This window comes from Herbidospora sp. NBRC 101105, from assembly GCF_030269205.1.
GTDB classification, from domain to species: domain Bacteria; phylum Actinomycetota; class Actinomycetes; order Streptosporangiales; family Streptosporangiaceae; genus Herbidospora; species Herbidospora solisilvae.
On sequence record NZ_BSSX01000006.1, the window covers coordinates 594,475 to 617,385 of the forward strand.

Consider the following 22,911-nt stretch of genomic DNA (forward strand, 5'->3'; position numbering starts at 1 on the left):
CGATCATCACGGACGGACCCGCTACTCTCCGGTGCCATGATCACGAGATTGGCCGGGGCCGCCGTGGCGGCGCTCGTCCTGTTCAGCGGCCCCGCCCACGCCGCCCCCATCAAGGGCCAGCCCACCCTGACGAACAATGCGATCTACAAGAAGCCCGCGCTCGAGAAGGTTTCCTGCAAGGCGGTCAAGGGCACCACCAAGTCCTCGACCGAGAAGTACGTCAAGAAGGTCGTCTCCTGCCTGAACACCGCCTGGAAGGGCACGATCGACGGCTTCCGGCCCGTCCCGGTCAGGTTCAAGACCGACAAGCAGGCCTGTCAGAGCGGGAACGACATCGCCGGTTCCTACTCCGAGATCTGCGGCCAGACCATCGAGGTGCGGCTGGCCGACGACTGGATCAAGGCCAAGAGCGACCTCAAGGCCTTCGCGTCCCTCGTCCACACGTGGAGCGGCGTGGTCCACGGCATGACGGGCATCGGCGCGGCCTACCATCGGATGCCCAACGACCGGACCGGCGAGGACATGGCCGAGCAGATGCACCGCTACTCCCTGCAGGACGACTGCTTCGCGGCGGTGTCCGCCAGGAGCCTCGGCCGTAAGATCACCGACTTCAAGCAGGTGATCTCGGGGATGGAGCCGCCGGAGTACTCCTACCTCAAGCACAACGGCAAGCTCGCCAACCGCGTGTACTGGATGAAGAAGGGCTACCAGTCCGGCAGGCCCGGCGCCTGCAACACCTGGACGGCGCCCGCGGCGAAGGTCGCCTGAGAAACTCCGGCGGCGGGCATGTCGAGAACCGGTGATCGGCTCCGTCCTCCTCATGAGACGAACTCATGCGACGAAGGGGAAGGACATGAGCCGACACGACGTCGCCGAGGTGCTCGCCCAGCCGATCTCGCGGGAGCTGCTGGGATCGTCGATCCCCGCGCGATCCCCATCGGGTTCTGGTGGGACGGCGAGCACCTCGTGATGGCCGCCGTGCCCGCCTACGACCGGATGGTCCTCATCACCGTCGTGCCCGAGTGGGCCAAGCTCCTCGACTTCGAGACCACCCTGCCCAAGGCCGTCGAAGACCTGCTCCTGGCCCGAGCCTGACCTGGGCCTCGGGCCCGGCCCGTCAACAGGGACGTCGGGTGTCGCGGCCGGCCAGTTCGGTCAGGATCCGGTCGAGCTCGCCGGTGTCGGCGCCGGCCCAGCCCACGTAGCCGTCCGGGCGGACGAGCAGCGAGGGACCGCCGGTCGCCAGAGGCGCCGCCACGCGGACCCGGTCGTGCCACCCGGGGATGTCGGCGTCGCCGATGAGAACGAAGTGCCCGCCGCGCAGCGCCTCGTACAGCCGGCCGCCGTCGGCGAGGGCGACGTCCGGGGCCCGGGTGCCGACCAGCGGGTGGGCGCCGCGGGGCGCGGGGTAGGTGTAGCCGACGCCGCTGATCTGCCCGGTGGCCCTCGTGCGGATCCTGGGGACGGACAACGCGCGGCGTAGCGCGAAGCCGCGGATCGCGCGGGTGACCGGCGACTTGAGCATGGCGGCCCTGATGATGGCGCCGCTGCTGCGCAGCACCGAACGGCCGACCGGGTGGCGTTCGGTCTGGTAGGTGTCGAGCAGGCGGTCGGGTGCGCCGCGCAGCACCGCCGCCAGCTTCCAGCTCAGGTTGGCGGCGTCCTGCAGGCCGGTGTTCATGCCCTGGCCGCCGGCGGGGGAGTGGGCGTGCGCGGCGTCCCCGGCCAGGAAGACGCGGCCCACGCGGTAGTCCGGCACCTGGCGTTCGTCGCTGTGGAAACGCGACAACCAGCGGGGGTCGTGCATGCCGAAGTCGGTGCCCAGCGCGCGTCGGGTGACCTCCCGGACCTCGTCCAGGGTGAGCGGCTCGTCGTCGGGCACGGCGCGGCGCCGGTCCCAGGCGAAGACCCGGTAGTAGCCGTCACCGAAGGGCGCGAGGAACGCGAACGCGTCGCCGACCCCGTTGACGGTCAGCATCTCCGCGGGCCGCTCGGCCACCTTCACGTCGGCGAGCATGATCGACTTCAACACCGACCGGCCGGGGAAGGGCTGGCCGACGGCCCGCCGCACCGCGCTGCGGAAGCCGTCGGCGCCCACGACGTAGGCGGCGCGGTAGGTCTGCGCGGTGGTGGTGACGGTGACCTCGGTGTCGTCCTGCCGCACGTCCACGACCTCGGCGGCGTGCACGATCTCGGCGCCCGCCGCGAGCGCCCGCTCCAGGAGCAGGTTCTCCACGTTGTACTGCGGGGTGATCAGCAGGTAGGGGAAGCGGCTGGGCAGGCGGCCGAGGTCGACGGTCACCCGGTCGAACAACCTCACCTCGCCGAGCGTGGCGCCGGTGGACACGAGGCGGTCGGCCAGTCCGCGTGCGTCGAGCTGCTCCAGCGTCCGGGCGTGCACGCCGAAGGCGCGGGAGAGGTTGGAGATCGTGCCGTCGCGGCGTTCCAGGATCGTGACGGCGACCCCGGCCTCGGCCAGGTCGCCCGCCAGCAGGAGTCCGGTGGGTCCCGCGCCGACCACGATGACGTCGGTCATGACGTGCTCCCTTGGTAAGTCAACGTTTGTTGGCATCAGTAGAACCCGCCGCCGTCCGACATGTCAACAGGTGTTGGCCTACACTTGTTGACATGTCGACGATCAAGGGGCGGCGCTCGGACGCCACCAAGGAGGCGATCCTCGCCGCCGCGCGCGAACTGTTCGCCAGCGACGGATACGAACGCGCCACCATCCGGGCCATCGCCGCGAGCGCGGGCATCGACCCCGCCATGGTCATGCGCTACTTCGAGAACAAGGAGAAGCTCTTCGCCGCCGCCGCCGAGTTCGACCTGCGCATCCCCGATCTGGCGGGCACCCCCCTCGACCAGATCGGCGTGCGCATCGCCGGGCACGTGCTCGACCGCTGGGACGGCGACGAGACCCTCATGGCGCTGCTGCGCGCCGCCGTCACCCACCAGGCCGCCGCCGACCGCATGCTGGAGATCTTCGCCACCCAGCTCGGCCCGGCGGTCGTGGCGATCGCGCCCGACGACGCCCCCACCCGCGCCGGTCTGATCGCCACCCAGGTCCTCGGCCTCGCCCTGACGCGTTACGTGCTGCGCCTGCCCCCGGTCACGGCCATGGACCGGGACACGGTCGTCGCCTGGCTCGGCCCCACCCTGCAGAACTACCTGACCGGCCCCCGGCCGGGCGCCGACTGAGTGTGCCTCCCGATCGTGGGGAGGCACACCGCGATGGTCAGTACTGTTCCGCCAGGTTCGAGTTGATCTCCGTGAGGATCAGCGTCGAGTCGGTGTAGCGGACGAGGTTCCCCAGGGCCGGCGGCTGGGCCAGCGTGCCCTGGACGTACCGGACGGCGTCGCCCACCGTCTGCAGCCCCAGCCGCTGGAGGGTGACGGTGTGCACGCCAGTGCCCGCGTTGATTTTGCGGGTCGCCAGGTTGAGGACGGTGGCCAGCAGCTCCGCCCGCAGCGTGCGCGGCTGGGTCACCGGCAGGAAGAACGCGGCCGAGGCCTCCGGCTGGGACAACACGCCGTCGGCGGGGGAGTCGTCCCCGCCGTCGAAGCGCGTGTCGGTGGCCTGGACGCGGGCCAGCGCCTCCGGAGTGCGCAGGTCGGGGCTCAGCGCCCACACCGTGGTGAGGAGCGGATGACGGCTGGGCTCGACCTCGGTGATCGTGGTCTGGGCGGTGCGGGTCACCGGGGTGAACGTGCACCCGTTCGTCCCGCCGTAGGTCACGGTGGCGGAGCCGGTCACCGTGTCGCCCGCCTCCATGAGCAGGCTCGGCCGTGCGGTGAAGACGACGGTTCCCGTCCCGGCGGTGGCGACCGTGCCGAGGTGCCAGGTCAGCGTCGTGGTGCCGTCGGGGTTCCTGGTCACGGCCGCCGGGGCCGGGCCCGCGCCGGTGTCGAGAGCGGTGCTGTAGTAGACGTCCGCCGGCAGGGTGTGCCTCAGCGTGGCCCCCGTGGCGGCGGCGCTGCCGTCGTTGCGGTGGGTCACCGTGTAGGTGATCTTCTCACCGGCGTTCACGGCCGAGGTCGCGGCGGCGGTGGCCGCCATGACCGGGACGTGCGCCACAGTGGCGGCCGTGGCCGTGTTGTCGGCCAGCAGCTCCGCGGGCTCCGCGACGCCCTGCGTGTTCCTGCCGGCCACCGTCGCGGTCGCGGTCAGCGTGGCGCCGTCGGCGACCGTGCACGGCACCGTGTACGTGAACGTCTCGGTCCGAGAGCCGGTGGTGCCGAGGTCGGCGACCGGACGGGTGACCGGAGCGCCCGCCGGAGGGGTGAAGGTGACCGAGCCGGAGGTCGAGGTGCTGCCGCCCTTGTTGCCGATGGTGACGGTCGCGGTCACGGTGTCGCCGCCGGCCGCGTCGGCCTTGTCGAGGCTCATCTCCACCGTCAGGTCGGCCGAGACGGCCCTGAGCACCGACTCGCCGGACAGTTCCTCGGGCATGTCGCCGTGGTTGCCGTCCGCCGCGTGCGGGCTGTTGGTGAAGCCGTACTGGAGACGGTCCCAGTCCGATTCGCTGATCAGCGTCTCGGTGCTGGACGTGCTGGCGCACCCTCCGTCGATGCCCGGCAGGTGGTTGATGTTGGCCTGCGCGGCGGACGAGAACGGCGCACCCGTGCCGGTCCAGTCGATCGCCAGGTTGCCGTCGGCCAGCCAGGTGGCGCCGCCCACTCCGTAGATGACCGGACGGGTAACCCCGGACAGGCCCGGTACGGCGGTCTCGTCGAGGTTGTTCTCCACCAGGGTCGCCTTGCCGAAGCGCTGGTAGGTGAGCGGGCGGCCCGGGTCGATGTTCGGCACCTGCCAGGCGTAGTTCATGACGCTCTGGTAGTTGGGCTTGCAGTTGGTCTCGTCCAGGCTGCCGTCGTCACGACGGCCGCCGTGTTCGAGGCCGAGGGTGTGCCCGAGTTCGTGCATCAGGGTGCCTTCCTCGGCCGCCTTCAGCCCGCCCGCCGCGGCGATCATGGCGGGGGTCCACATGCCGAGGGAGACCAGGAAGTCGTCGCCGCCGCGCTCGTGCGTCTCGGCGCGGCCCGACCCCCTGCCCGCACCGGCCAGGCCGTTGACGAACAGGCCGTACCGGAACCGCTGGCGCTTGTAGGCGAGGATGTCCGCGCAGACCGGGCTGGTCCGGTCGGCGGCGTAGCCGAAATGGCCGGTGCCGGAGGTGCCGCACGGCTTCTCCGGGCTGCCCAGCTTGATGACGTCGAAGTCGTCGGCGGGGGCGCCGGGCGGCACGGTGACGAAGGAGGTGGTGGTGGCGAACGGGATCTCCTCGTCCAGCAGCAAATGCAGGGCGAGACCGCTTGCCCCGGTGTGCGCGTTGGTGATGGTGGCGGCGTTGAAGGCTCCCTCGACCGCCGCCAGCACCCCGTTCTGCGGCCCCCGGTTCCGCATGTAGTCGATCTCGACGTAGATGTCCTGGCGTTGCGGATCGGCGTTCGGCAGGGTCACGTCGACGACGTCGTCGTCGTTGAAGTCGCGGCCCCGGTACTCCTCGAAGTCGGTGAACCCGTCGCCGTCGGTGTCGGTGACGGGGGTCGGGGTGATCTCGAAGCAGACCTCCACGGCGGGCTTCGGGTCGGCTCCGAAGATGCCGCCGCCCGGCTCGCCGTTGCCGTGCACGCAGCCGGTGGAGGACGTCAGGTCACCGGTGACCTCTCCGTCGATCATGTTCACCTGGACGTGCGTGTACGCGTCGCCCGCGCGTGGTGTGGTGTCGGCCAGGTCGTTTCCACCGGTCGAGTCGTGGTCCCAGATCCCGATGGCGATGTCCTGGTGGACGACGCTGGCCGGGATGTCCCGCTTGAGCGTCCAGAACGGAGCGTACTGCGACCGGTCGTCAGGCGCCCTGGGGGTGATGTGGGCGGGGAACCCGGCGAAGATGATCTCGCCGTAGAAGTCGGGGGTGCCTTCTCCGGCCGCTTCGAGCCCGTGTTCGTTGCAGGCGTCGACGCAGTTGATCAGGAGGATGCGCACGGTGAGCGGCTGGTCTCCGGCCGCTCTCGCTGGTGCGGGAAGGATGGTGAGGCTCGCGATGACCATGAGGACCGCGAGCGCTGCCCGTAATGGACTGGTCATCATGGTTGCCAAGGATCCGGCGGGCGCGGGCGGCTGTACAGAGATTCCGTAATCGGTGAAATACAATCCGTAAACAGTTTTATCCGCTGACGACCCGGTGCCGGTACCGGCCGGGCGCCACCCCGAACTCGCGCTTGAACGCGTTGCCGAAGGCGAACTCCGACCCGTATCCCACCCGCCCGGCCACCTCCGCCACCGACGCGTCGGACTCGCGCAGAATGCGGGCCGCGCTCACCAGGCGCCACCAGGTCAGGTAGGCCAGCGGCGACTGCCCGACCAGCCCCGTGAACCGGCGTGCGAATCCGGCCCGCGACATGCCCGCCTGCACGCCCAGCGACTCGACCGTCCAGCGGTGGGCGGGGGTGCGGTGGATGGCGTCGAGCGCGCGGCCGATGGCGGGATCGGCGAGGGCGGCGGCCCATCCGGACAGCGTGCAGGGTTCGTCCTGGGTCTCGAAGTAGGCCCGCAGGACGTACAGCTGCAGCATGTCGAGCAGGGACGTCACGACGGTGTCGGTGCCGGGCCGCGGGCTCTCGATCTCGGCGGCCAGCAGCTCGACCGCGGCCCGGAGTTCGGGATGGCTGCCGAGCGTCGCGGGGAGGTGGATCACGTCGGGCAGCGCGTCGAGGATCGGGTGGGTGCGGTCGGCGTCGATCCGGTAGGTGCACGACAGCGTCACCGTCTCGGCGCCGGAGCCGGTGGACGCGGCCGAGGCGAACAACTCCGAGTGCGGTTCGCAGTCCGACTCGACCAGCGCTCTCGCGGGGTCGTCGGCCAGGCCGAAGGGGCCGCTGTGCGGCAGGAACACCACGTCGCCCACGCTCAGCGGAACGGGCCCGCCCTCCGAGGGGAGGAGCCAGCAGGAACCTCGCAGCACCACGTGGAAACCCGCCGACCCGGGCGCCACCCGGAACGACACCCCCCAGGGCGCCTTCCAGGAGACGCGGACGGAGGCGGGCCGCCCGCACCGCATGAAGGCCACCACGTCACTGAGCAGGTCCATGCGTGAAGTCTAGGGCCTGAGACGATCGCGTATGAATATTGGACAGCGGCGCATTCACCATCTCACCCGGCCTCCCTACGGTGGTTTCCGTAACCGATTGAGGAGGCATTCCGCATGCTGAAGGTGGGCATCATCCTGGGCAGCACCCGTCCCGGCCGCAACGGCGAGGCGGTGGCGCAGTGGGTCCGCGACCTGGCGGTCAAGCGAGGCGACGCCGAATACGAACTCGTCGACCTGAAGGACTACGACCTGGGCAACCTCGACGAACCCGAACACCCCGCCACGGGCCGCTACGTGCACGAGCACACCAAGCGCTGGTCGGCCACGATCTCGCCCCTGGACGCGTTCGTGATCGTGACCCCCGAGTACAACAACTCCTATCCCGGCGCGCTCAAGAACGCGCTCGACTTCCTGTACGCGGAATGGAGCAACAAGGCGGCCGGTTTCGTCGGCTACGGCGTGGACGGCGCGCCCCGCGCGATCGCGCACCTGCGCCACGTTCTGGGCCTGCTCAGCGTGGCCACCGTGTCGAACCAGGTGGGGCTGTCGATCCACACCGACTTCGCCGACGGCTTCACGCCGTCCGCCGCCCACGAGGACCGGCTGAACGTCGTGCTCGACCAGGTCCTGGCCTGGGGCTCGGCCCTGCGGGCACTCAGGAGCTGAGCCGCCGGGCCAGGATGCCGTTCGGGCTATGCGAGCCGGTCGCCGGGAAAGCTGCGGACCGGATGCAGGGCGAAGGTGAAGACGCCCGCTTCCACGCCCGGGTCCTCGGACATGATCCGGTGGGCGGTCTCGAGGTCGGTGTCCAGGATGCCGACGCCGCAGGTCGTGCTGTCGTCGGTGACCGGGCAGACGATGTTGAGGACGCCCTCGGCCCGCAGGGCGAAGTTGCGGCGGCCGTGTTCCCACACCAGCGCGGGCGCCTCGGCGCTGCCGTATTCAGGGCCCGCGGAGAGGATGACCAGGGTGTAGGCCTTGGTGCCGGCCAGGGCCCGCCGCATGTCGTCGTCGGTGACGGGGTCGGTCATGTCGTGCTCCTGAGGTGCGGCGATGTCGTCATCGCTTGCGTCTCCACCTCGTGGGAGGTTCACACTTCCGCGGACCCGGGTGAGAAAGGTCCGGGCGCCCCGGGGAGGGACGCCCAGACCGGTCCGGTTCGTCAGACGCCCGCGCGCGACCACTGCTGGTTGGCGCCGGTGTTGCACGGATACTGCTTGAGGATCACGCCGTCGGCCGTCGAGGAGGCCGGCACGTCCACGCACTTGCCGCTGTGCCGGGCCCGGAGCTGGAAGTAGCCGCCGTTGGCGACCATCTGGAACTGCTGGTTGTTGCCGGTGCCGCAGGTGTACTGGATGAGCTCGGCGCCGTCGGCGGTCGAGGCGCCCACCACGTCGAGGCACTTGCCGCTGTGGCGGCTGACGAGACGCCAGTAGCCGCTGCCGGCGTCCTGGAACTGCCACTGCTGCCAGGCGTTGCCGCCGTAGGTGTACTGGCCGACGCGCGCTCCGTTGGCGGTGTTCGGTTGCTGGACGTCCATGGCCTTGCCGCTGTGCCGCGCCTCGACCCGGTACGCCGACGGAGGGGGCGAGTCGTTGACGGCGTCGCCCCAGGCGTACCGGACCCGGTTGGCGCCGTAGCCGTTGCGGGTGGACAGGTTGAGGGTGGTGCCGCTGCCGCCGAGGGCGAACATCGAGTAGTGGTCGTAGCCGAGACCCGCCGTCACCTTGCCGCCGAGGGCGGGCCAGTAGGTGCCGCCCATCTGGTTGTCCCGCATGACCTGGGCCATGGCGCGGAGGTAGCGCACGAAGTTGTCGGTGCTGTTCGGATCGCCGTAGTTGAGGCCGGTGGCCATCGGCGCGCCGAACTCGGTCGCGACCGCCCGGGAGGCGCAGTTGCCCAGACGCGTCTGGATGTGGCTCCGGAATTCGTCGTAGGTCATCGCGCTGTAGAAGAAGGTGTAGTAGTGGAAGGACAGCAGCGTCGCGTTGAAGCGGCTGTCGTTGCAGATGTCCCGTAGGTCCTGGCTGAAGCCGGTGCCGCCGATCAGCACCCGGCCGGGCACCGCCGAGGTGTGATAGGTAAGCCAGTTGGCCGCGACGTTGCGCCACTCGGCCGAACTGTAGCCGTGCGGCTCGTTCATCGGCTCGAAGTAGACGTTGCTGTTGCCCCCGTACGTGTTGGTCACGCTGGACCACATCGTGTTCCAGGCGGCCAGGTTGGTGATCCGGCCGCCGGAGGCGGCGCCGTCCTCCCAGTAGGCCAGGATGACCTTGAAGCCGCGCTCGGTGGCGGCGTCGATGGCGCCGCGGTAGGAGTTCCACCAGGTCGTGTTGGCCACGGTGTGGGTGTTGATGGGCAGCCGGACGGTGTTGACCCCCATCAGGTATTCCATGCTGTCGTAGATCGAGTTGGCCTTGGCACGAACCGTCGCGTTGTTGTCGGACTGACTCAGGCCCTGCACGACGAGCGTGCCGGTGCTGAAGTTGTCACCCAGCACCGCCCAGTTCATGCCCCGGAACTGACTGGTCGCGGCATGGGCCGACGGGGTGGAGACGACGAGGCTCGCCGCCGCGGTGAGCGCCGTCACCACGGCGGCGACCAGTAACCGGCGGAGCGGCCGGGTCGTTCTCAGTGCCATGAAACTTCCAATCACTAGACCTGCATCACTGGGGGAGTCCTCGGTCGGCGTGACGACCGGGTGGTTCGGTTCACGACGGCTGGAGTTCACCGGCTGCATGACGGTGTAGGGCGACCCTTGGCCTGCGGAGGAGCGACGTCGTGACTACGCTGGGCGGACCCGCCTGGCTGTTAGCGTTAACACGTGTGCGTATCCCTCGTGGCTGGGGGTTTTGGCAATGGGGCAGTGATTCCCGACGAGCAAGCGGCGATCGGGTTGCATTCATGTGTCTGACGTATTTCCGAAGAGTGTTAACGCTCGCATGCGAGGGTGTCAACATCTCGCTACACGCCAGTCATCTCCGTCCAGTCAACGAAGGTCTTACTTTGTAAAGGGGGTCGCTCGTGACAAACCCACGGAAACGGTTCAGGGGCCGAGACTCCAGGCGCGGAGTGTGCGGTCCTCGGCCGCTCCCACGACGACGGATCGGCCGGTGAGCTCGGCCAGGGCCACGGTGGCGGTGGGGCCTGGGCCGAGTTCGCCGATGATCTCGCCGTTGTCGAGGTTCCAGATCCGTACGGTGATCTCGTCGCCGGCCGGGTGGTGGGCGACCACCGCGATGGGCACGTCGCCGCGTCGTCCGGCGGCCAGGGCGGCGGCGCCGCGGTCGTCGGGGCTGCGGTCGCTGAACGACCACTTCTTCCGGCGTTTGCCGGTGGCCAGGTCGTGGACGCGCAGGGTGGCGTCCAGGTGGGTGGAGACCAGGATGGGCCGGCCGCCGGACTCGCCGCAGGCGAGCCGTTCGATGCCGCCGACGTCCCCGGTGCGGAAGGAGTGCGTGAGTTCTCCGGTCGCGAGGCTCCAGACCCGGATGCGTTCCTCGCCGTCACCGGTGACGAGCACGTCGTCGTGGCCCAGCCTGCCGAACGCCAGGCCGCTGATGCCCTGGAAGTGGTCGGTGATCGTGGCGCCGATCTGCTCGCCGGTGGCGATGTCGGTGAGGCGGACGACACTGTGCAGGTCGCGCAGGCTGTCGTACTTCTGGGAGACGGCCACCGCCCGCTGACCGGCCGAGACGGCGATGACGGGGTCGCGGGCAAGGTGTGCGGCGAGCTCCGCGCCCCTCAGGCTCCACAACCGCATCCTGCCGTCGGTGTGCCCGGTGGCCACGACCGGTGTGCCGCCGCTGGTGCCGATCGCCGCCGAGGTGACCGCGGCGGCGCGGTCGCCGAGCCGGGTGAGCGTGGTGGTGCCGGTGTCCCACACGAGCGTGACGCCCTCGGACGTGCCGCAGACGACCGTGGCCCCGGCGGCGGTGATGGACGTCGGATCACCGTCTCCTTCGGCCAGGGGAACGGGCCCCTTGACCGCCGCGCCGAAGGGCTCGGGCGAGGCGACCTCAGGGGTGGCCGATGGTGTAGTGGCCGATGGTGCAGTGGAGCGTTGGACCTGTTCGCCGACGTTCGGTGTGGGGTCTCCGTCTCTGTTCCGGAGGATCGCGAGAGCGGAGATCACCCCCGCGCCCACTGCGGCGGCGCCGCCGATCAGCACCCGGCGGCTCATCTTCCCGTCCGGACGGGGCTGCGTCTCCGCGTCGGTGAACGGCACCCGCGCAGGCTCGGTGCTCTCTGGAGACGGGACCGGCCCTGCCGGCCTGATCAGCCGGACCAGCAGATCGGCCGCCGACGGCCGGAGCGCGGGGTCCTTGGCGAAGCACGGCCTGAGGGAATCGACCAGGTGCGCGGGCACTCCGGAGAGGTCGGGCTCCGCGCCGAGGACGGCGTTCACGATGGCGGGCACGGTCCGCCCCGCGAACGGCTGGCGGCCGGTCGCGGCGAACACCATCGTGCCCGCCCAGCTGAAGACGTCGGACGCGGGGGTCACGCGCTCGCCTCGGAACTGCTCGGGCGACATGTAGGCGGGGGTGCCGATCGGGCCCGACGCCAGTGTGGTCGAGTCGAGCGCCTTCGCGATGCCGAAGTCGATCACGATGGGCCCCTCGGGCCCGACCAGCACGTTGCCCGGCTTGAAGTCGCGGTGCACGATCCCGGCTTCGTGGATGGCGGCCAGAGCGGTCAAAGTGGAGATCGCGAGCCGGTCCAGCGCGCCTCCGGTCCGGGGACCGGAGGCACGGACGAGCGCCTGCAGGGTGTCCCCGGCGATGTACTCGCTCACGATGTACGGCTGCTGGTCCAGGAGCCCGACGTCGAGCACGGCAGCCGTGCAGAACGCGGCCACCCGTCGTGCCGCCTCCACCTCGCGGAGGAAACCCCTGGCGGCGTGTTTGTCGTGGCTGAGGTGAGGGTGCAGCAGCTTGACGGCGACCTGGTGCCCGGCCTCGTCGACCCCCTGGTAGACCACTCCCTGGCCCCCGGAGCCGAGCACGCCGAGCAGGCGGTAGGCGCCGATGCGCTGGGGGTCTCCGGGGCGGAGCGGGTGAACGTCCGGCATCCCGCTCCTTCTTCGGACCACTCGGGCGGTCTCCACCCTATGAGAGGAACCCCGCGCCCCTGGACGGGGCGGCGGGGTTCCCGGGTTCAGCGGATCTCGTAGGCCCTGGTGACGGTCTCGGCGAAGGTGTTGCCGCCGGTGTCGGCGACCTTCACGCGCAGGGAGGCGAAGCGCCCGCGTGTGGTGGCCGGGTGGTCGGTCTCGGCGGCCCAGGCGTTCTTGCCCGCGGCGTGCACCTTCGCCGGCTGCCAGGTGCGGCCGTCGTCATAGGAGATGTCGACGGTCGGCGTGTGCACCTTGAGGCCGGGGGAGGCGTCCTGGCGCTGGAGCGTCAGCGGGATGCGCATCCGGCCGACGGGGGCGCGGTTGCGGTCGTCCAACTCCGGGCTGATCTTGACGGCCAGCAGCGGCAGCACCTGGCGGGTGCCCGGCGCGGGGGTCGCGGAGCGGAACGTCCACTCGGCGTCGACCCGGGTGGAGAACCGGGTCATGGCCGCGGCGCGGTCGGCCGTCATGGTGATGCGGTACCGGCTCTCCTTGGCGTCCGTAGGCACCTCGACGGTGCCCGGCAGGTAGGAGTCGGTGGTGAAGATCTCCTTGCCGTCGCGGTAGAGGGTGGCGCGGGGGTTCTGGTAGTCGCCGTAGGAGTAGCGTCCGGGGACGGCGTCCTCGAACTGGCCGGTGGCGAACTGGATGAGGTCGTCCTCACGCCAGGAGTGGTTCCCGGGGTTCAGCGAGGCGGCGAAGACGCCGGTGTTCCAGCGGTCGGTGCTCTTCTGGCCGGCTCGGAAGGTCGTCGTCTGCCCGAAGAAGAACTGGTCGATGTTGTCCCAGGCGTCCAGTGACTTGTACTGGATGAACGAGGGGTACCAGCCGGTCTCGCCGGGCGTGTAGTACTCGGTGCGGCGGAACGGCAGCGGGAACGTGGACAACGAGCCGTAGGGCATCCACGCCAGTTCCTCGCCGTACAGGACCGGAAGGGCGAAGCGTTCGCCGTGCTTGCCGTCCTGCTGGGTGGCGTAGGTCGAGGTGACCTCGGCGAGGTCCTGGCGGCGCGGGCGGTACCCGGGGTCGGCGGGGATGCCGGGCTCGGCCTTCATCAGGTGGTACCAGTACGGGCTGGCGTCGTAGCCGTCGCCGTTCGGCTTGGCCCACTGGGTCCACCGGTAGTAGGCGAACTTCTTGCTCGCCGTGCGTCCCGACGGGATGGCCTTGACGCCCTCGACGCGGTCGGCGTCGCGGGCGAGGTCGACGTCCACGCCGAAGGGCTGTTTGCCCTCGACGAGCTGGAGCATGCCGAGCATGCCCATGGCCAGGCGGGCCGTCGGCTCCTGGGTCCGGACGTCCACCGGCCGGGCCGCGCGGGCGTCGGCGGTGATGACGCGGTCGGCGTCGAGGGTGAACTCGGGGTCGGCGGCCATCACGAGTGTGCCGTCGTGGTCGAGCATGAGCGTGACGACCGTGTAGCGGTGGCCCTTCTGCAGTTTGAGGTCCAGGGTGCCGCCGGAGACGTCGTAGTTGGTCTGCTCCCGGGCGTCGATGTCGATCACGCCGGCGAACGCGGCGGCGGCGGGCTTGCGGTCCGAGCCGGTGAAGGTCAGCTTGACCCGCCGCTTCTCCGGTTCGACCCGCATGCCGATGCCGGTACGCACCGACACGCCGTCGCCGGTGGCGATGACGGTGCCGCTGTAGCGGCCGATCGCGGACGCCTCGGAGGTCACCTCGACCTGCGCGGTGCCGTGCGCGGGCACCTCCACCGTGGTGGCGCCCAGCGTGAACGGGGTCACCGTGGCGCCCTGCCCGTCCTTGGCGACGACGCTCAGGTTCAGCCGCACGGCGGCGTCGCCGTCGTTGCGGTAGGTGAGGGTGCGCTTGGCGGGTGAGGCGGGCAGTTCGAAGTCGCCCATGGTCAGCGCGGTGGGGTCGGAGGTGACCTGCTGGATCACGGCGCGGGCGACGTCCACCCGGCCCGAGCCCTGGACGTAGGCGCCCAGTTCCTCGCCGGGCGCGGTGGAGGCCATGAGGGCGGCCTTGATGCGGTCGGCCTTCCAGTCGGGGTGCAGCCCGGCCAGGATGGCCGCCGCGCCCGTGACGTGCGGGGTGGCCATGGACGTGCCGTTCATCGCGGTGTAGGAGTCGCTCCCGGCCAGGGCCGCCACGATGCCCACGCCGGGGGCGACGAGGTCGGGCTTGACCGCGCCGTCGTCGACGCGGGGGCCCGTGCTGCTGAAGTCGGCGACGACGTCGGCGTCGCGGTAGGAGGCGCCGACCGACAGGGCGCGGTCGGCGCTGCTGGGCGAGCCGAGCGACTGCGGGCCGGAGTTGCCGGAGGCGACGACGAAGAGCGTGCCGTACGTGTCCGTCAGCTTGTCGACGGCCTGCTCCAGCGGGTCGTCGCCGGGGGCGTCGGGGCTGCCGAGGCTGAGGTTGGCGACGCGGGCGCCGTTCTCGGCCGCCCAGGTCATGGCCTCGATGATGCCGGAGTCGGGGCAGTCGCCGCTCTGCTCGCAGACCTTGCCGATCATCAGTTTCGCGCCGGGGGCGACGCCCTTGTGGGTGCCGCCCGAGGCGGCGCCGGAGCCCGCGATGGTGGAGGCGACGTGGGTGCCGTGCCCGTTCAGGTCGCGGACGTCGGGCTCGGAGGTGAAGTTGGCGGTTTTCACGACCAGGCCCTTGAGGTCGGGGTGGTCGGGGTCGTAGCCGCTGTCGAGCACGGCCACGCTGACGTCCTTGCCGGTGTGCCCGGCCGCCCACGCCTGGGGCGCGCCGATGTGCGGGACGCTGACGTCCAGCGACAGCTTGGCCTTGCCGTCCAGCCAGATCTTCTCGGGGGCGGCGGCGGTTCTGGCCTGGGCGGTCAGCGACTTCCAGAGGGTGCCCGCCGTGGCGCGGGACTCGTGCTGGGCCATCGCGTTGATCGCGGTCAGCGGGCGTCCGCCGGCGACGCGCAGGCGGGAGACGTCGCCGCCGTAGGTGACGATCAGGGGAAGGGCGGGGCTGGCGGCGTCGTCGTAGCCGAACGCGGCGAGCTGGGTGACGTTGAACAGCCGGGGGTCGAGCCGGCCTTCGGCCAGCAGGGGCATCGCGTCGGCCGGGACGACGCTGAGGCCGTCCTGGCCGCGCCGGTGCACGAAGGTGATCTTCTCCCGGCCGGGGCCGGGCGTGACGTCCAGCTGGGTCTGCTTGTCGGGGAGCGGGCGGAGGGTGACCGTGTCCCCGGTGATGAGGGTGATCGTCTTCGGGGGGACCCGTCCGGGTTCGGGGGAGGCCGGGCCTGCGGCGGGGGTCGCCTGGACAGGGGCGGCGGCCGCTACCAGCGCTGATATCAGAACGCCGGTGAGGATGGTTCGCTGTAGCACGACCAGATTTCTAACTGTCCGTTAACTCTGATGCCAATGGTGCTCCTGTGGCCGATTGCGGCAGCCGCCGGAAATGGCCATGATCTCCCTATGCTTGAAGTGCTGGGCATCAGCGCGTTCGACGAACGGATCTACCGGGCGGTGCTGGCCTCTCCCGGCATCACGGTGCAGGAGCTCGTCGCCAGGAGCGGTGAGAGCTCGGGCCGCATCCAGTCCTCGCTGACGAGACTCCAGGCCAAGGGCCTGATCAACCGGTTGTGGGGCCGCTCGCCCCGGTGGACGGCGACCAGCCCGGGGGCCGCGATACGTACTCTCGTCCGGGGTCTGCAGGGCGAACTGGACCGGATCACCGACACGGCCGACGAGCTGGAGACCGCCTTCCGCGCCGTCGGCCAGGATCCGGACGACATCGGCCAGTTCGAGGTGCTGGCCGGGCCCGAGGTGCTCGCCCGGTGGTACCGCCAGGTGCAGCAGGAGGCCAAGGACGAGGTGCTCACCTTCGACCGCCCGCCGTACGTGCTGGACTACCGCAACCCCGTCCAGAGCGACCGCCTGCGCGACGGCGTCCGCTACCGGACCATCTACGCGCCGGAGGCCTTCCAGCACGAGGGCGCGCTCGACCAGCTCGACACCATGCTCCAGGTGGGCGAGGAGGCGCGGGTGCTGCCCGGCCTGCCGTTCAAGATGCTGCTCGCCGACCAGCGGGTGGCGATCATGCCGCTGCACCTCCACCTGCACCAGCCGGTGAGCCGCAGCGTGCTGATCAGGGGATCCACCATGGTGGTCGCCCTGGTCGAGCTGTTCGAGCGGATGTGGCGCGAGGCGGTGCCGATGTACCCGCAGGCCGCCCCGCCCGCGACCCCGCGCGCATCTGGGCCCGAGCCGGTCGGCGACCTCGCGCCGGAGGAGGACGGGGAGCGTATGGACCTCGAGCTGGAGGACCGCCGTCTGCTGGCGCTGCTGGCGGCCGGGCTCAAGGACGACGCCATCGCCCGCCAGTTCGGCACCAGCCCGCGCAGCCTGCGCCGCCGGCTGCGCCACCTCTTCGACGAGCTCAACGCCGAGACCCGGTTCCAGGCCGGCGTCCAGGCCCGCCGGCGGGGCCTGGTCTAGGGAAGCAGGCCGTGGTCGCGGGCGTAGACCGCCGCCTGGGTGCGGTCGCGCAGGCCGAGCCGCTGGAGGATGCGCGAGATGTGGTTCTTCACCGTGCCCTCGCTGAGGTAGAGCCGGTCGGCGATCTCCCGGTTCGACGCCCCGGCGGCCACCAGCCGCAGGACGTCGAGCTCCCGCGCCGTCAGCGGCACTTGTGCCCGCGGGGCACGGGCGCCGCCGGTCGCCACCAGGCGGGCGGCGACCCCCGGGTCGAGCTGGGCGACCCCGGCGTGCGCGAGCCGCACGGCCGCCGCCAGTTCCCGCGCCGGGAGGTCTTTCAGCAGGTAGCCGGTGGCCCCCGCGCGCAGGGCCTCGAGCACGTACTCCTCGTCGTCGAACGTCGTCAGCATGACCACCCGGACCTCCGGCGCGCGGTCGCGGAGCGCGGCGACCGCGCGCACGCCGTCCATGCGCGGCATCCGGACGTCCATCAGCACGATGTCGGGCCGCATGGCGACCGCCTGCTCGACCGCCTCATTGCCGTCGGCCGCCGTGCCGACCACGGTGACGCCGGGCTGCACGCCGAGCAGCGAGGCGATGGCCTCCCTGATCAGCCCCTGGTCGTCGACGACCAGCACCCGCACCGGCTCGTCGCTCACGGCGCGCTCCTGCGGGGGATGGTGACGGTCAGCCGGGTGCCGCCGCCGGGCGGGCCGCCGATGTCGACCCGGCCGCCGGCGAGCTCGACCCGTTCGCGCATGCCGAGCAGCCCGTACCCCTCGCTCCCGGGCACGAAGCCCCGCCCGTCGTCGCTGACCACCAACTCCGCGCCCCGCGAATCCAGCGACGCGGCGACCGACACACGCGTGGCGCGGGCGTGCCGCCGCGCGTTCGTGATGCCCTCCTGCGCCGCCCGGTAGAGGGCCCGCAACGCCGCCGGATCATGCCCGTCCTCCTCGCCGGAGAACTCCAGCACCACATCCGTCTGCCCGTCGACCAGGGCGGACAGGGCCTCTTCGAGGCTGAAGGACTCGCGCAGCGTGCGCACCGAGCGCCGCACGTCCTCCAGCGCCCGCCGCGCCGAGCCGTGCGCGTCGGCGACCGCCCGGTCGGCCGCCTCGGCGTCGAGGTCACGGAACGCGGCGGCCTTCTCCAGCAGCACCACGATCGCGGTCAGGTGGTGCCCGAGATCGTCGTGGATGTCCCTGGCCACCCGGTTGCGCTCGGCCGTGGCCGACAGTTCGGCGACCGCCGCCGCCGAAGCGGCCAGCTCCATCCGCGCCCGGCGCTCCTCGGCCGCCACCGCCGCCATGGTCACCGCCAGGACCAGCCCCACGCAGAACATCAGCAGGTCGGAGACCTGCCCGGCGTCGGCGAGCCAGTGCGGGTCGCCGACCAGCCCGGCCGCCACCATGACGACCACGCACCCCACGGCGAGCGCCCCGGCGACCGTCCGCCCGAACGTGAAGTAGGCCGTGAACGGCACCAGCACGAACAACACCCGCGACAACCCGGCCCCGTCGGCGGACGCGACCAGCGTGAACAACCCCACCCGCAGGGCCAGCAGCACCACCGGGCCGATTCGGTGCTCCCACCGGTCGAGGACGGCCAGCGCCGCCAGCCCCGCCACGAACGGCACCGGCCGGGTGTCGCCCACCCCGGCCAGCCAGGCGTACAGACCCGCGAGGAGGACCGCGCCGTAGAGCACCGGCGACACCCACGGCACCGGACGGGACAGGGCCATGCCGGAAAGACTACGGTCGGTCCGCATACCGCCGCACCGATAGTGACAACCAGATGAGCGTCACGGCGACCAGGACGTGCAGCAGACTCGTCAGCACGCCGTCCGGCAACGACGCGCCGACCGCAAGCGCGGTCAGCGTGACGCCGTACCCGGCGGCGGGCACCCGGGGGAAGACGCCCGCGCGCAACATCGCCGCCGAGAACAGGAGCGTGCCGACCACGAACACCGCCGTCCCGCCGAGCAGGACGACCTTCGTGGGCCCCTGGAGCAGCTCCCGCGTCACCGCGCCGTCGAGGAAGAAGACGACCAGGTTGAGCGCGAAGGCGATGCCGGCGAAGAGGGTGAGCCCGATCATGTTGACGGCGTAGGCGACCGCGCCGAACCGGCCGGCGACCTCGCTCTGCCGCAGATGGAAGGCGGTGAGCGCGGGCGGCCCGAAGGCGACCCCGAGACCGATGACGAGGCTGGTGACCGTCGTCTCGCCGGTGAACGCCTCGACGGCGCCGGGGACGCCGACGGACAGCGCCATGACGACGCCGCAGACGGCGCCGAACCGGAGCAGGGGAGAGGGCATGAGGAGGACTCCTTGACCGAGGGGATTCCGACGGTAGGAGAGGCGGCTTCTGCGGATAAGTGCCGCGGGTCATGGTGACGTCACGGTTTCGGCGACCGTGGTCATGTGCCGTCATGCGTGGTGTGGCAGCCTGCCGCGCGATGTTCGGCCTGCTGCCGGTCCTGGCCGAACCACCACGCGAGCTGATGGTGGCCGACACGCCGGACGGCGTGGCCTCGGCCCGCGCCCGGGTCGGCGGACGCCGGCCCAGGCGCCGCGCTCGACGGGTTGTCGGACCGTCATGACGTCCGTCCGCTCAGCCGGGGTCGGCGCAGAGTTGAGAGGTCAAGGCGGTGCGGGCCCACTCTTCCCACGTGTCGGGTGACCAGCCGCGGTCGCGGACGAAGATCAGGTAGAGCTGCGGGCTGAGCAGGCCGAACAGCAGGTCCGCCGCCATCTCGACGGAGAGGCCGGGACGGGTGTCGGGCTTGCGGACCAGGGCTTCGGCCGCTGCGTGGTGCACGGTGTAACGCGGGTCGGGGCCGTCCGGCCACTGCGCGGCGATCTCGGGGTCGGTGGCCGCGGCGGCCGCGATCAGCGGCATGATCGGGGCGACCCGGCCCAGGATCTCGCGGGTGCCGTGGACGTGCGCGCGCAGTTGCCCGGCTGCGGTGGGCTCGGCGCACGCGGTGCGGAACCACTCACGGTCCATGGTGGCGACCGGCTCGGTGTCCCCGGCGATGGACGTGTCGACGACGTCCTTGAACAGTGTGCGCTTGTTGCGGAAGACGAAGTAGACCGTCTGGACGGCCACGCCCGCCCGGTCCGCGACCTCCTGCAGGCTCGTCGCCCCGTAACCCTGCGCGAGGAACAGCTTGCGGGCCGCCTCGACCACCTTTTCCCGCGTGCGGCGTGAGCGCTCGGCCCGCTTGTCCGGTCGCTTGACATCGTCCATGTTGCGAGTCTAACTCTAAAGTACGTCACTAAAGTTTGACTCTAAATTCTTGGAGGAGACGATGGATCAGCGAGACCCGGAGGAGGAGGCCGTCCGCCGCGCGCTGGAGGGCTACTACCGCGCCGGCAAGGCGCCGTGGGACACCGGCGTGACGCCGCCCGAGCTGGTCGCCCTGGTAGAGGGGGGTGGCGCGCTGCCGCCCGGCCGCGCCCTCGAACTCGGCTCCGGCACGGGGACCAACGCCGTCTACCTCGCACAACACGGCTGGGAGGTGGCGGCCGTCGACCTGATCGACCGTGCCCTCGACCAGGCCAGGCAGAAGGCCGCGGAGACAGGAGTCGCGGTCCGGCTGCTGCACGGAGACGCCACCCGCCTCGACGAACTGGATGTGCCGGGCCCCTTCGACCTCTTCTTCGACCTGAGCTGCTACTGCGGGATCCCGCTGCACCGCCGCGACGCCTACGCCGCCGGGCTCACCCACCGCGCCGCTCCCGGAGCACGGTTGCTGATGTTCGGGTACGGCCCCGAGCCGCTCGGCAGCTCGGCCACCGAGATCGCGTCGTGGGCGGCGGGCGTCACGGCCGACGAGCTCCGCGCCCGTTTCCCCGGCTGGGAACTCCTCGACGTCACACCGGGCACCAACTCGGTCCCGACCTTCTGGTTCACGCTGCGCCGCGACGCCTAACGATCTCCGGTCACGAACCGGCGAGAGAACTCGCTTCGAGCTCGAGGAACCGCAGCGTCAGATCGAAGCCGAGCCGCGTCGCCCCGGACTTGTCGTCGACGATGACAAGCGTGCCGCCATTCTCGACCGCCACCGTCGCGGGGAATCCATCCGCACCATCGCCGCCGGGGTGAAGGTCTCCGTCGGCGTCGTCCACAAGACGATCGCCGAAGCCCGAGCCGCCGCGGACCACAGCTCATAGCCGCGGCTCACCCGCATACGAACGGCCGGCCATCCCGCAGCCCGTCAGTCGCGGAAGGCGCCCACGACGGGCCAGTCGGTGACCACACCGGTGATGGTCCACATGAGGCGGTCGAGCTCATCGAACATCTCGCCGGGGCGGGACCCGTCGCGTCCGTTGGCCAGCAGGGCCCAGCTCTGCCCGCCCGGGGTGCTGACGATGATCGTCTGCGTACCCGCGAAGTCGCCCCGGTGCCAGCGGTTGCCCGTCGGCGGGTGGATGAACCAGCCCTTGGCGTAGATGGACGGCTCGCCGCTGGTCTGGACGGCCGCGCCGGGCGTGAACATCGTGGAGAGCGACGTGGGGGACAGGAGATCGGGCTGGTAGGGCGATCCGTCGAGCCGGGCCGTGAAGCGCATGAGGTCGGTGGCCGTGGCGAGCCAGCCGCCATGGGAGTCCATGCGGGAGACGTGCATGGCGTAGGGGTCGAAAGCCGTGCCCGTCTCGGTGTAGACGACCTCCTCCGGCAGGCGGTCGGCGAGCGTGTCCCCGGCGATGCGCATGCCGGTGATGCCGCAAGGCAGCAGGACGAGGTCGCGGACGGCGGTGTCGTAGGGGAGGCCGGTGACGGTCTCGATGACCCGGCCGAGCAGGCAGTAGCCGAAGTTCGAGTACTCGAACACCGTGCCCGGACGGTGGGCCAGCGGGGCGTTCGGCTGCCCGTCCGAGCGGCGTCCCAGCACCCAGTCGATCAGCCGGCCCCGGTCGAGGTCGTAGTGGGCGAACATCGGGTCCGGGTTCGTGGGCCAGCCGCCGGTGTGTTCCAGCAGGTGCCGCACGGTGATGTCGAGCAGCGGGGCGTCGTAGGGCGGGGCGCCGTGGGTCTCGCCGAGCAGGGCGCCCGGGCCGAGCACTCGGTCGTCCAGGCTGAGCCGGTGCAGGTCGGCCAGCCGCAGCACCGCGGTGGACGTGATCGGCTTCGCGATGCTGGCGACGCGGAAGAGCATGGTGTCGGTGACCGGGACGGCGCTGCCCGGGGCGATGACCCCGAAGGAGCGGGCGTAGCTCAACCGGCCCCGATCCGTGCGCGCCACCTGCATGCCGGGCACCTTGTACTTCGTCATGAAGGTCTTGATGACGGACTCGACGAAGACGTTCTCGGCATCGGTGAGCGACGGCTTCGTCCAGACGGCGGAGAACCGGTGGTCGTCGTTCTGGCTGGTCCGGCCCCGCAGGCGCGCGGTCCGGTATCCCCTCTGCCGGAAGAAGGCGTCGTCGTGCTCGAACTCGCCGGTGGACAGGTCAGGGCTCACCCGCGTGGCGACCGGCACCCTCGCCCAGACCGCGGCGTAGAACGGCGTGCCGAACACCTCGTAGCAGCTCAGCGCCCACAACACGAAGCCCTCGCCGTCCCGGCGGGTCATCTCGTCGGCCAGGGCGACCGTCGTCAGGCCGAACCGGGTCACCCAGTCGGCGGGCGGGAGCCGCCGCCAGAGCGCGGTGAACGCGACCGGGCCGTTGTCGGAGTACCCGCAGACGTCGTAGGGGACGAATCCCTGCGGCTCCAGCGCCGTGAGCCTGGCCTGGAACTCCTCGCCCGTCATGTCGCGCAGCGCGATGACCTCGGGAGCGGCGGCTCCGGGGAACGACTGCCACAGAGAGGTGAACCGCGACCCCGCGAGGGTGCGGTATCCGCTCACCGTGACCGGCCGGTATCCCTGGCCGGGGAGCGTCGCGAACAGCTGGTCGTGCTCGTCGCCGGGCAGTCCGCAGCGCACGAGCCAGGGCACGACCAGGCCGGGCGCCGTCTTCTCCCAGATGGAGGCGACGCGTTCCGTGCCGAAGGCCGGATACCCACTGACGTGCACGGGCTGGAAGCCCGCGGCCGTCAGGTCGGCGAACACCCCTTGGTGCTCGCTGAGCAGCAGTTCGCTGAACACCCGAAGCTCAGTGCCCATCCAGCCACTGTACGTGATGGCTCGGACACGGACCGGAGCGCCCCGCTCGGCTGCCGAGGTCGTGCGGGCTGATGGGCTCGCGGAGTCGACCTCGATCTCCCATTCGCGACGCATGCGACACCCCTTCTCGACAGAGCGCCCGCGGCTGGGTGGTGAGCTCGATGACGAACGAGCAGGAAGAGC

Annotated in this window: 20 protein-coding genes; 7 read left to right on the top strand and 13 right to left on the bottom strand. The window is 71.0% G+C overall.

What is annotated here, in order from left to right; all coding sequences use genetic code 11:
* Positions 1 to 36 precede the first annotated feature (36 nt).
* Together QSK34_RS26520 and QSK34_RS26525 are read left to right on the top strand one after the other, a co-directional pair.
* Positions 37 to 768 carry a hypothetical protein gene (locus QSK34_RS26520; RefSeq protein WP_285587713.1) on the top strand — a complete coding sequence of 244 codons (732 nt, stop codon included), beginning with the start codon at positions 37 to 39 and terminating at the stop codon, positions 766 to 768.
* 201 nt (positions 769 to 969) lie between these two features.
* Positions 970 to 1,095 (top strand): hypothetical protein, encoded by a 126-nt coding sequence (locus tag QSK34_RS26525; RefSeq protein ID WP_285587714.1) that lies wholly within the window; start codon positions 970 to 972, stop codon positions 1,093 to 1,095.
* Positions 1,096 to 1,117: 22 nt separating this feature from the next.
* On the opposite strand, the gene QSK34_RS26530 is transcribed toward QSK34_RS26525, so the two are convergent.
* A complete protein-coding gene (locus QSK34_RS26530) occupies positions 1,118 to 2,536 on the bottom strand; it encodes an FAD-dependent monooxygenase (protein ID WP_285587717.1) in 1,419 nt (472 codons plus the stop codon).
* A gap of 92 nt (positions 2,537 to 2,628) precedes the next feature.
* Here QSK34_RS26530 and QSK34_RS26535 point away from each other — a divergent pair, with 92 nt between their 5' ends.
* Positions 2,629 to 3,198 carry a TetR/AcrR family transcriptional regulator gene (locus QSK34_RS26535; RefSeq protein ID WP_285587720.1) on the top strand — a complete coding sequence of 190 codons (570 nt, stop codon included), beginning with the start codon at positions 2,629 to 2,631 and terminating at the stop codon, positions 3,196 to 3,198.
* A gap of 37 nt (positions 3,199 to 3,235) precedes the next feature.
* Here QSK34_RS26535 and QSK34_RS26540 read toward each other — a convergent pair whose 3' ends face one another.
* Together QSK34_RS26540 and QSK34_RS26545 are read right to left on the bottom strand one after the other, a co-directional pair.
* Positions 3,236 to 6,091: a CARDB domain-containing protein gene (locus tag QSK34_RS26540; protein WP_285587723.1), complete on the bottom strand. Its 2,856-nt coding sequence runs from the start codon at positions 6,089 to 6,091 to the stop codon at positions 3,236 to 3,238.
* A gap of 76 nt (positions 6,092 to 6,167) precedes the next feature.
* Complete coding sequence (locus QSK34_RS26545; protein ID WP_285587726.1) at positions 6,168 to 7,091, bottom strand: AraC family transcriptional regulator; 924 nt, start codon at positions 7,089 to 7,091, stop codon at positions 6,168 to 6,170.
* Between the two features lie 114 nt (positions 7,092 to 7,205).
* On the opposite strand from QSK34_RS26545, the gene QSK34_RS26550 reads away from it, so the two are divergent.
* Positions 7,206 to 7,757: an NADPH-dependent FMN reductase gene (locus QSK34_RS26550; RefSeq protein WP_161482813.1), complete on the top strand. Its 552-nt coding sequence runs from the start codon at positions 7,206 to 7,208 to the stop codon at positions 7,755 to 7,757.
* A gap of 26 nt (positions 7,758 to 7,783) precedes the next feature.
* Here the strand turns inward: QSK34_RS26550 and QSK34_RS26555 are convergent, their stop codons facing one another.
* From QSK34_RS26555 to QSK34_RS26570, 4 genes are all read right to left on the bottom strand, one after another.
* Positions 7,784 to 8,122 (bottom strand): hypothetical protein, encoded by a 339-nt coding sequence (locus QSK34_RS26555; protein WP_285587730.1) that lies wholly within the window; start codon positions 8,120 to 8,122, stop codon positions 7,784 to 7,786.
* A gap of 131 nt (positions 8,123 to 8,253) precedes the next feature.
* Positions 8,254 to 9,732, bottom strand: coding sequence for an RICIN domain-containing protein (locus QSK34_RS26560; protein ID WP_285587732.1), 1,479 nt, complete (start codon positions 9,730 to 9,732; stop codon positions 8,254 to 8,256).
* 405 nt (positions 9,733 to 10,137) lie between these two features.
* Positions 10,138 to 12,162 (bottom strand): WD40 repeat domain-containing serine/threonine protein kinase, encoded by a 2,025-nt coding sequence (locus tag QSK34_RS26565; protein ID WP_285587733.1) that lies wholly within the window; start codon positions 12,160 to 12,162, stop codon positions 10,138 to 10,140.
* A gap of 86 nt (positions 12,163 to 12,248) precedes the next feature.
* A complete protein-coding gene (locus tag QSK34_RS26570) occupies positions 12,249 to 15,521 on the bottom strand; it encodes a S8 family peptidase (protein WP_285587735.1) in 3,273 nt (1,090 codons plus the stop codon).
* Between the two features lie 90 nt (positions 15,522 to 15,611).
* Between QSK34_RS26570 and QSK34_RS26575 the strand changes: the two genes are divergently transcribed.
* Complete coding sequence (locus QSK34_RS26575; RefSeq protein ID WP_285587737.1) at positions 15,612 to 16,634, top strand: TrmB family transcriptional regulator; 1,023 nt, start codon at positions 15,612 to 15,614, stop codon at positions 16,632 to 16,634.
* On the opposite strand, the gene QSK34_RS26580 is transcribed toward QSK34_RS26575, so the two are convergent.
* The 3 genes from QSK34_RS26580 to QSK34_RS26590 are packed head-to-tail and all read right to left on the bottom strand — an operon-like array spanning position 16,631 to position 18,931.
* Positions 16,631 to 17,272 carry a response regulator gene (locus tag QSK34_RS26580; protein WP_285587739.1) on the bottom strand — a complete coding sequence of 214 codons (642 nt, stop codon included), beginning with the start codon at positions 17,270 to 17,272 and terminating at the stop codon, positions 16,631 to 16,633. The genes QSK34_RS26575 and QSK34_RS26580 overlap by 4 nt on opposite strands.
* Positions 17,269 to 18,357: a sensor histidine kinase gene (locus tag QSK34_RS26585; RefSeq protein ID WP_285587742.1), complete on the bottom strand. Its 1,089-nt coding sequence runs from the start codon at positions 18,355 to 18,357 to the stop codon at positions 17,269 to 17,271. The genes QSK34_RS26580 and QSK34_RS26585 overlap by 4 nt, the downstream gene beginning before the upstream one ends.
* A gap of 10 nt (positions 18,358 to 18,367) precedes the next feature.
* Entirely contained in the window at positions 18,368 to 18,931 is a 564-nt protein-coding gene (locus QSK34_RS26590; protein WP_285587743.1) for a hypothetical protein, read from the bottom strand.
* Positions 18,932 to 19,044: 113 nt separating this feature from the next.
* Between QSK34_RS26590 and QSK34_RS26595 the strand changes: the two genes are divergently transcribed.
* Positions 19,045 to 19,215, top strand: a complete 171-nt coding sequence (locus QSK34_RS26595; RefSeq protein ID WP_285587745.1) for a hypothetical protein — start codon at positions 19,045 to 19,047, stop codon at positions 19,213 to 19,215.
* Positions 19,216 to 19,226: 11 nt separating this feature from the next.
* Here QSK34_RS26595 and QSK34_RS26600 read toward each other — a convergent pair whose 3' ends face one another.
* A complete protein-coding gene (locus QSK34_RS26600; RefSeq protein ID WP_285587747.1) occupies positions 19,227 to 19,865 on the bottom strand; it encodes a TetR/AcrR family transcriptional regulator in 639 nt (212 codons plus the stop codon).
* A 61-nt stretch (positions 19,866 to 19,926) separates the two neighbouring features.
* Between QSK34_RS26600 and QSK34_RS26605 the strand changes: the two genes are divergently transcribed.
* Positions 19,927 to 20,550 (top strand): class I SAM-dependent methyltransferase, encoded by a 624-nt coding sequence (locus QSK34_RS26605; RefSeq protein ID WP_285587749.1) that lies wholly within the window; start codon positions 19,927 to 19,929, stop codon positions 20,548 to 20,550.
* Positions 20,551 to 20,560: 10 nt separating this feature from the next.
* Here QSK34_RS26605 and QSK34_RS26610 read toward each other — a convergent pair whose 3' ends face one another.
* Both QSK34_RS26610 and QSK34_RS26615 read right to left on the bottom strand, forming a co-directional pair.
* Positions 20,561 to 20,746: a hypothetical protein gene (locus tag QSK34_RS26610; RefSeq protein WP_285587751.1), complete on the bottom strand. Its 186-nt coding sequence runs from the start codon at positions 20,744 to 20,746 to the stop codon at positions 20,561 to 20,563.
* Positions 20,747 to 20,835: 89 nt separating this feature from the next.
* Positions 20,836 to 22,728 (bottom strand): serine hydrolase, encoded by a 1,893-nt coding sequence (locus tag QSK34_RS26615; RefSeq protein WP_285587753.1) that lies wholly within the window; start codon positions 22,726 to 22,728, stop codon positions 20,836 to 20,838.
* Between the last annotated feature and the right edge of the window lie 183 nt (positions 22,729 to 22,911).

Excerpts from the sequence above, each read along its gene's own strand:
- QSK34_RS26520 (WP_285587713.1), top strand. The coding sequence starts at position 37 with ATGATCACGAGATTGGCCGGGGCCGCCGTGGCGGCGCTCGTCCTGTTC.
- QSK34_RS26525 (WP_285587714.1), top strand. The coding sequence starts at position 970 with ATGGCCGCCGTGCCCGCCTACGACCGGATGGTCCTCATCACCGTCGTG.
- QSK34_RS26530 (WP_285587717.1), bottom strand. The coding sequence starts at position 2,536 with ATGACCGACGTCATCGTGGTCGGCGCGGGACCCACCGGACTCCTGCTG.
- QSK34_RS26535 (WP_285587720.1), top strand. The coding sequence starts at position 2,629 with ATGTCGACGATCAAGGGGCGGCGCTCGGACGCCACCAAGGAGGCGATC.
- QSK34_RS26540 (WP_285587723.1), bottom strand. The coding sequence starts at position 6,091 with ATGATGACCAGTCCATTACGGGCAGCGCTCGCGGTCCTCATGGTCATC.
- QSK34_RS26545 (WP_285587726.1), bottom strand. The coding sequence starts at position 7,091 with ATGGACCTGCTCAGTGACGTGGTGGCCTTCATGCGGTGCGGGCGGCCC.
- QSK34_RS26550 (WP_161482813.1), top strand. The coding sequence starts at position 7,206 with ATGCTGAAGGTGGGCATCATCCTGGGCAGCACCCGTCCCGGCCGCAAC.
- QSK34_RS26555 (WP_285587730.1), bottom strand. The coding sequence starts at position 8,122 with ATGACCGACCCCGTCACCGACGACGACATGCGGCGGGCCCTGGCCGGC.
- QSK34_RS26560 (WP_285587732.1), bottom strand. The coding sequence starts at position 9,732 with ATGGCACTGAGAACGACCCGGCCGCTCCGCCGGTTACTGGTCGCCGCC.
- QSK34_RS26565 (WP_285587733.1), bottom strand. The coding sequence starts at position 12,162 with ATGCCGGACGTTCACCCGCTCCGCCCCGGAGACCCCCAGCGCATCGGC.
- QSK34_RS26575 (WP_285587737.1), top strand. The coding sequence starts at position 15,612 with ATGCTTGAAGTGCTGGGCATCAGCGCGTTCGACGAACGGATCTACCGG.
- QSK34_RS26585 (WP_285587742.1), bottom strand. The coding sequence starts at position 18,357 with ATGGCCCTGTCCCGTCCGGTGCCGTGGGTGTCGCCGGTGCTCTACGGC.
- QSK34_RS26590 (WP_285587743.1), bottom strand. The coding sequence starts at position 18,931 with ATGCCCTCTCCCCTGCTCCGGTTCGGCGCCGTCTGCGGCGTCGTCATG.
- QSK34_RS26595 (WP_285587745.1), top strand. The coding sequence starts at position 19,045 with ATGCGTGGTGTGGCAGCCTGCCGCGCGATGTTCGGCCTGCTGCCGGTC.
- QSK34_RS26600 (WP_285587747.1), bottom strand. The coding sequence starts at position 19,865 with ATGGACGATGTCAAGCGACCGGACAAGCGGGCCGAGCGCTCACGCCGC.
- QSK34_RS26605 (WP_285587749.1), top strand. The coding sequence starts at position 19,927 with ATGGATCAGCGAGACCCGGAGGAGGAGGCCGTCCGCCGCGCGCTGGAG.
- QSK34_RS26615 (WP_285587753.1), bottom strand. The coding sequence starts at position 22,728 with ATGGGCACTGAGCTTCGGGTGTTCAGCGAACTGCTGCTCAGCGAGCAC.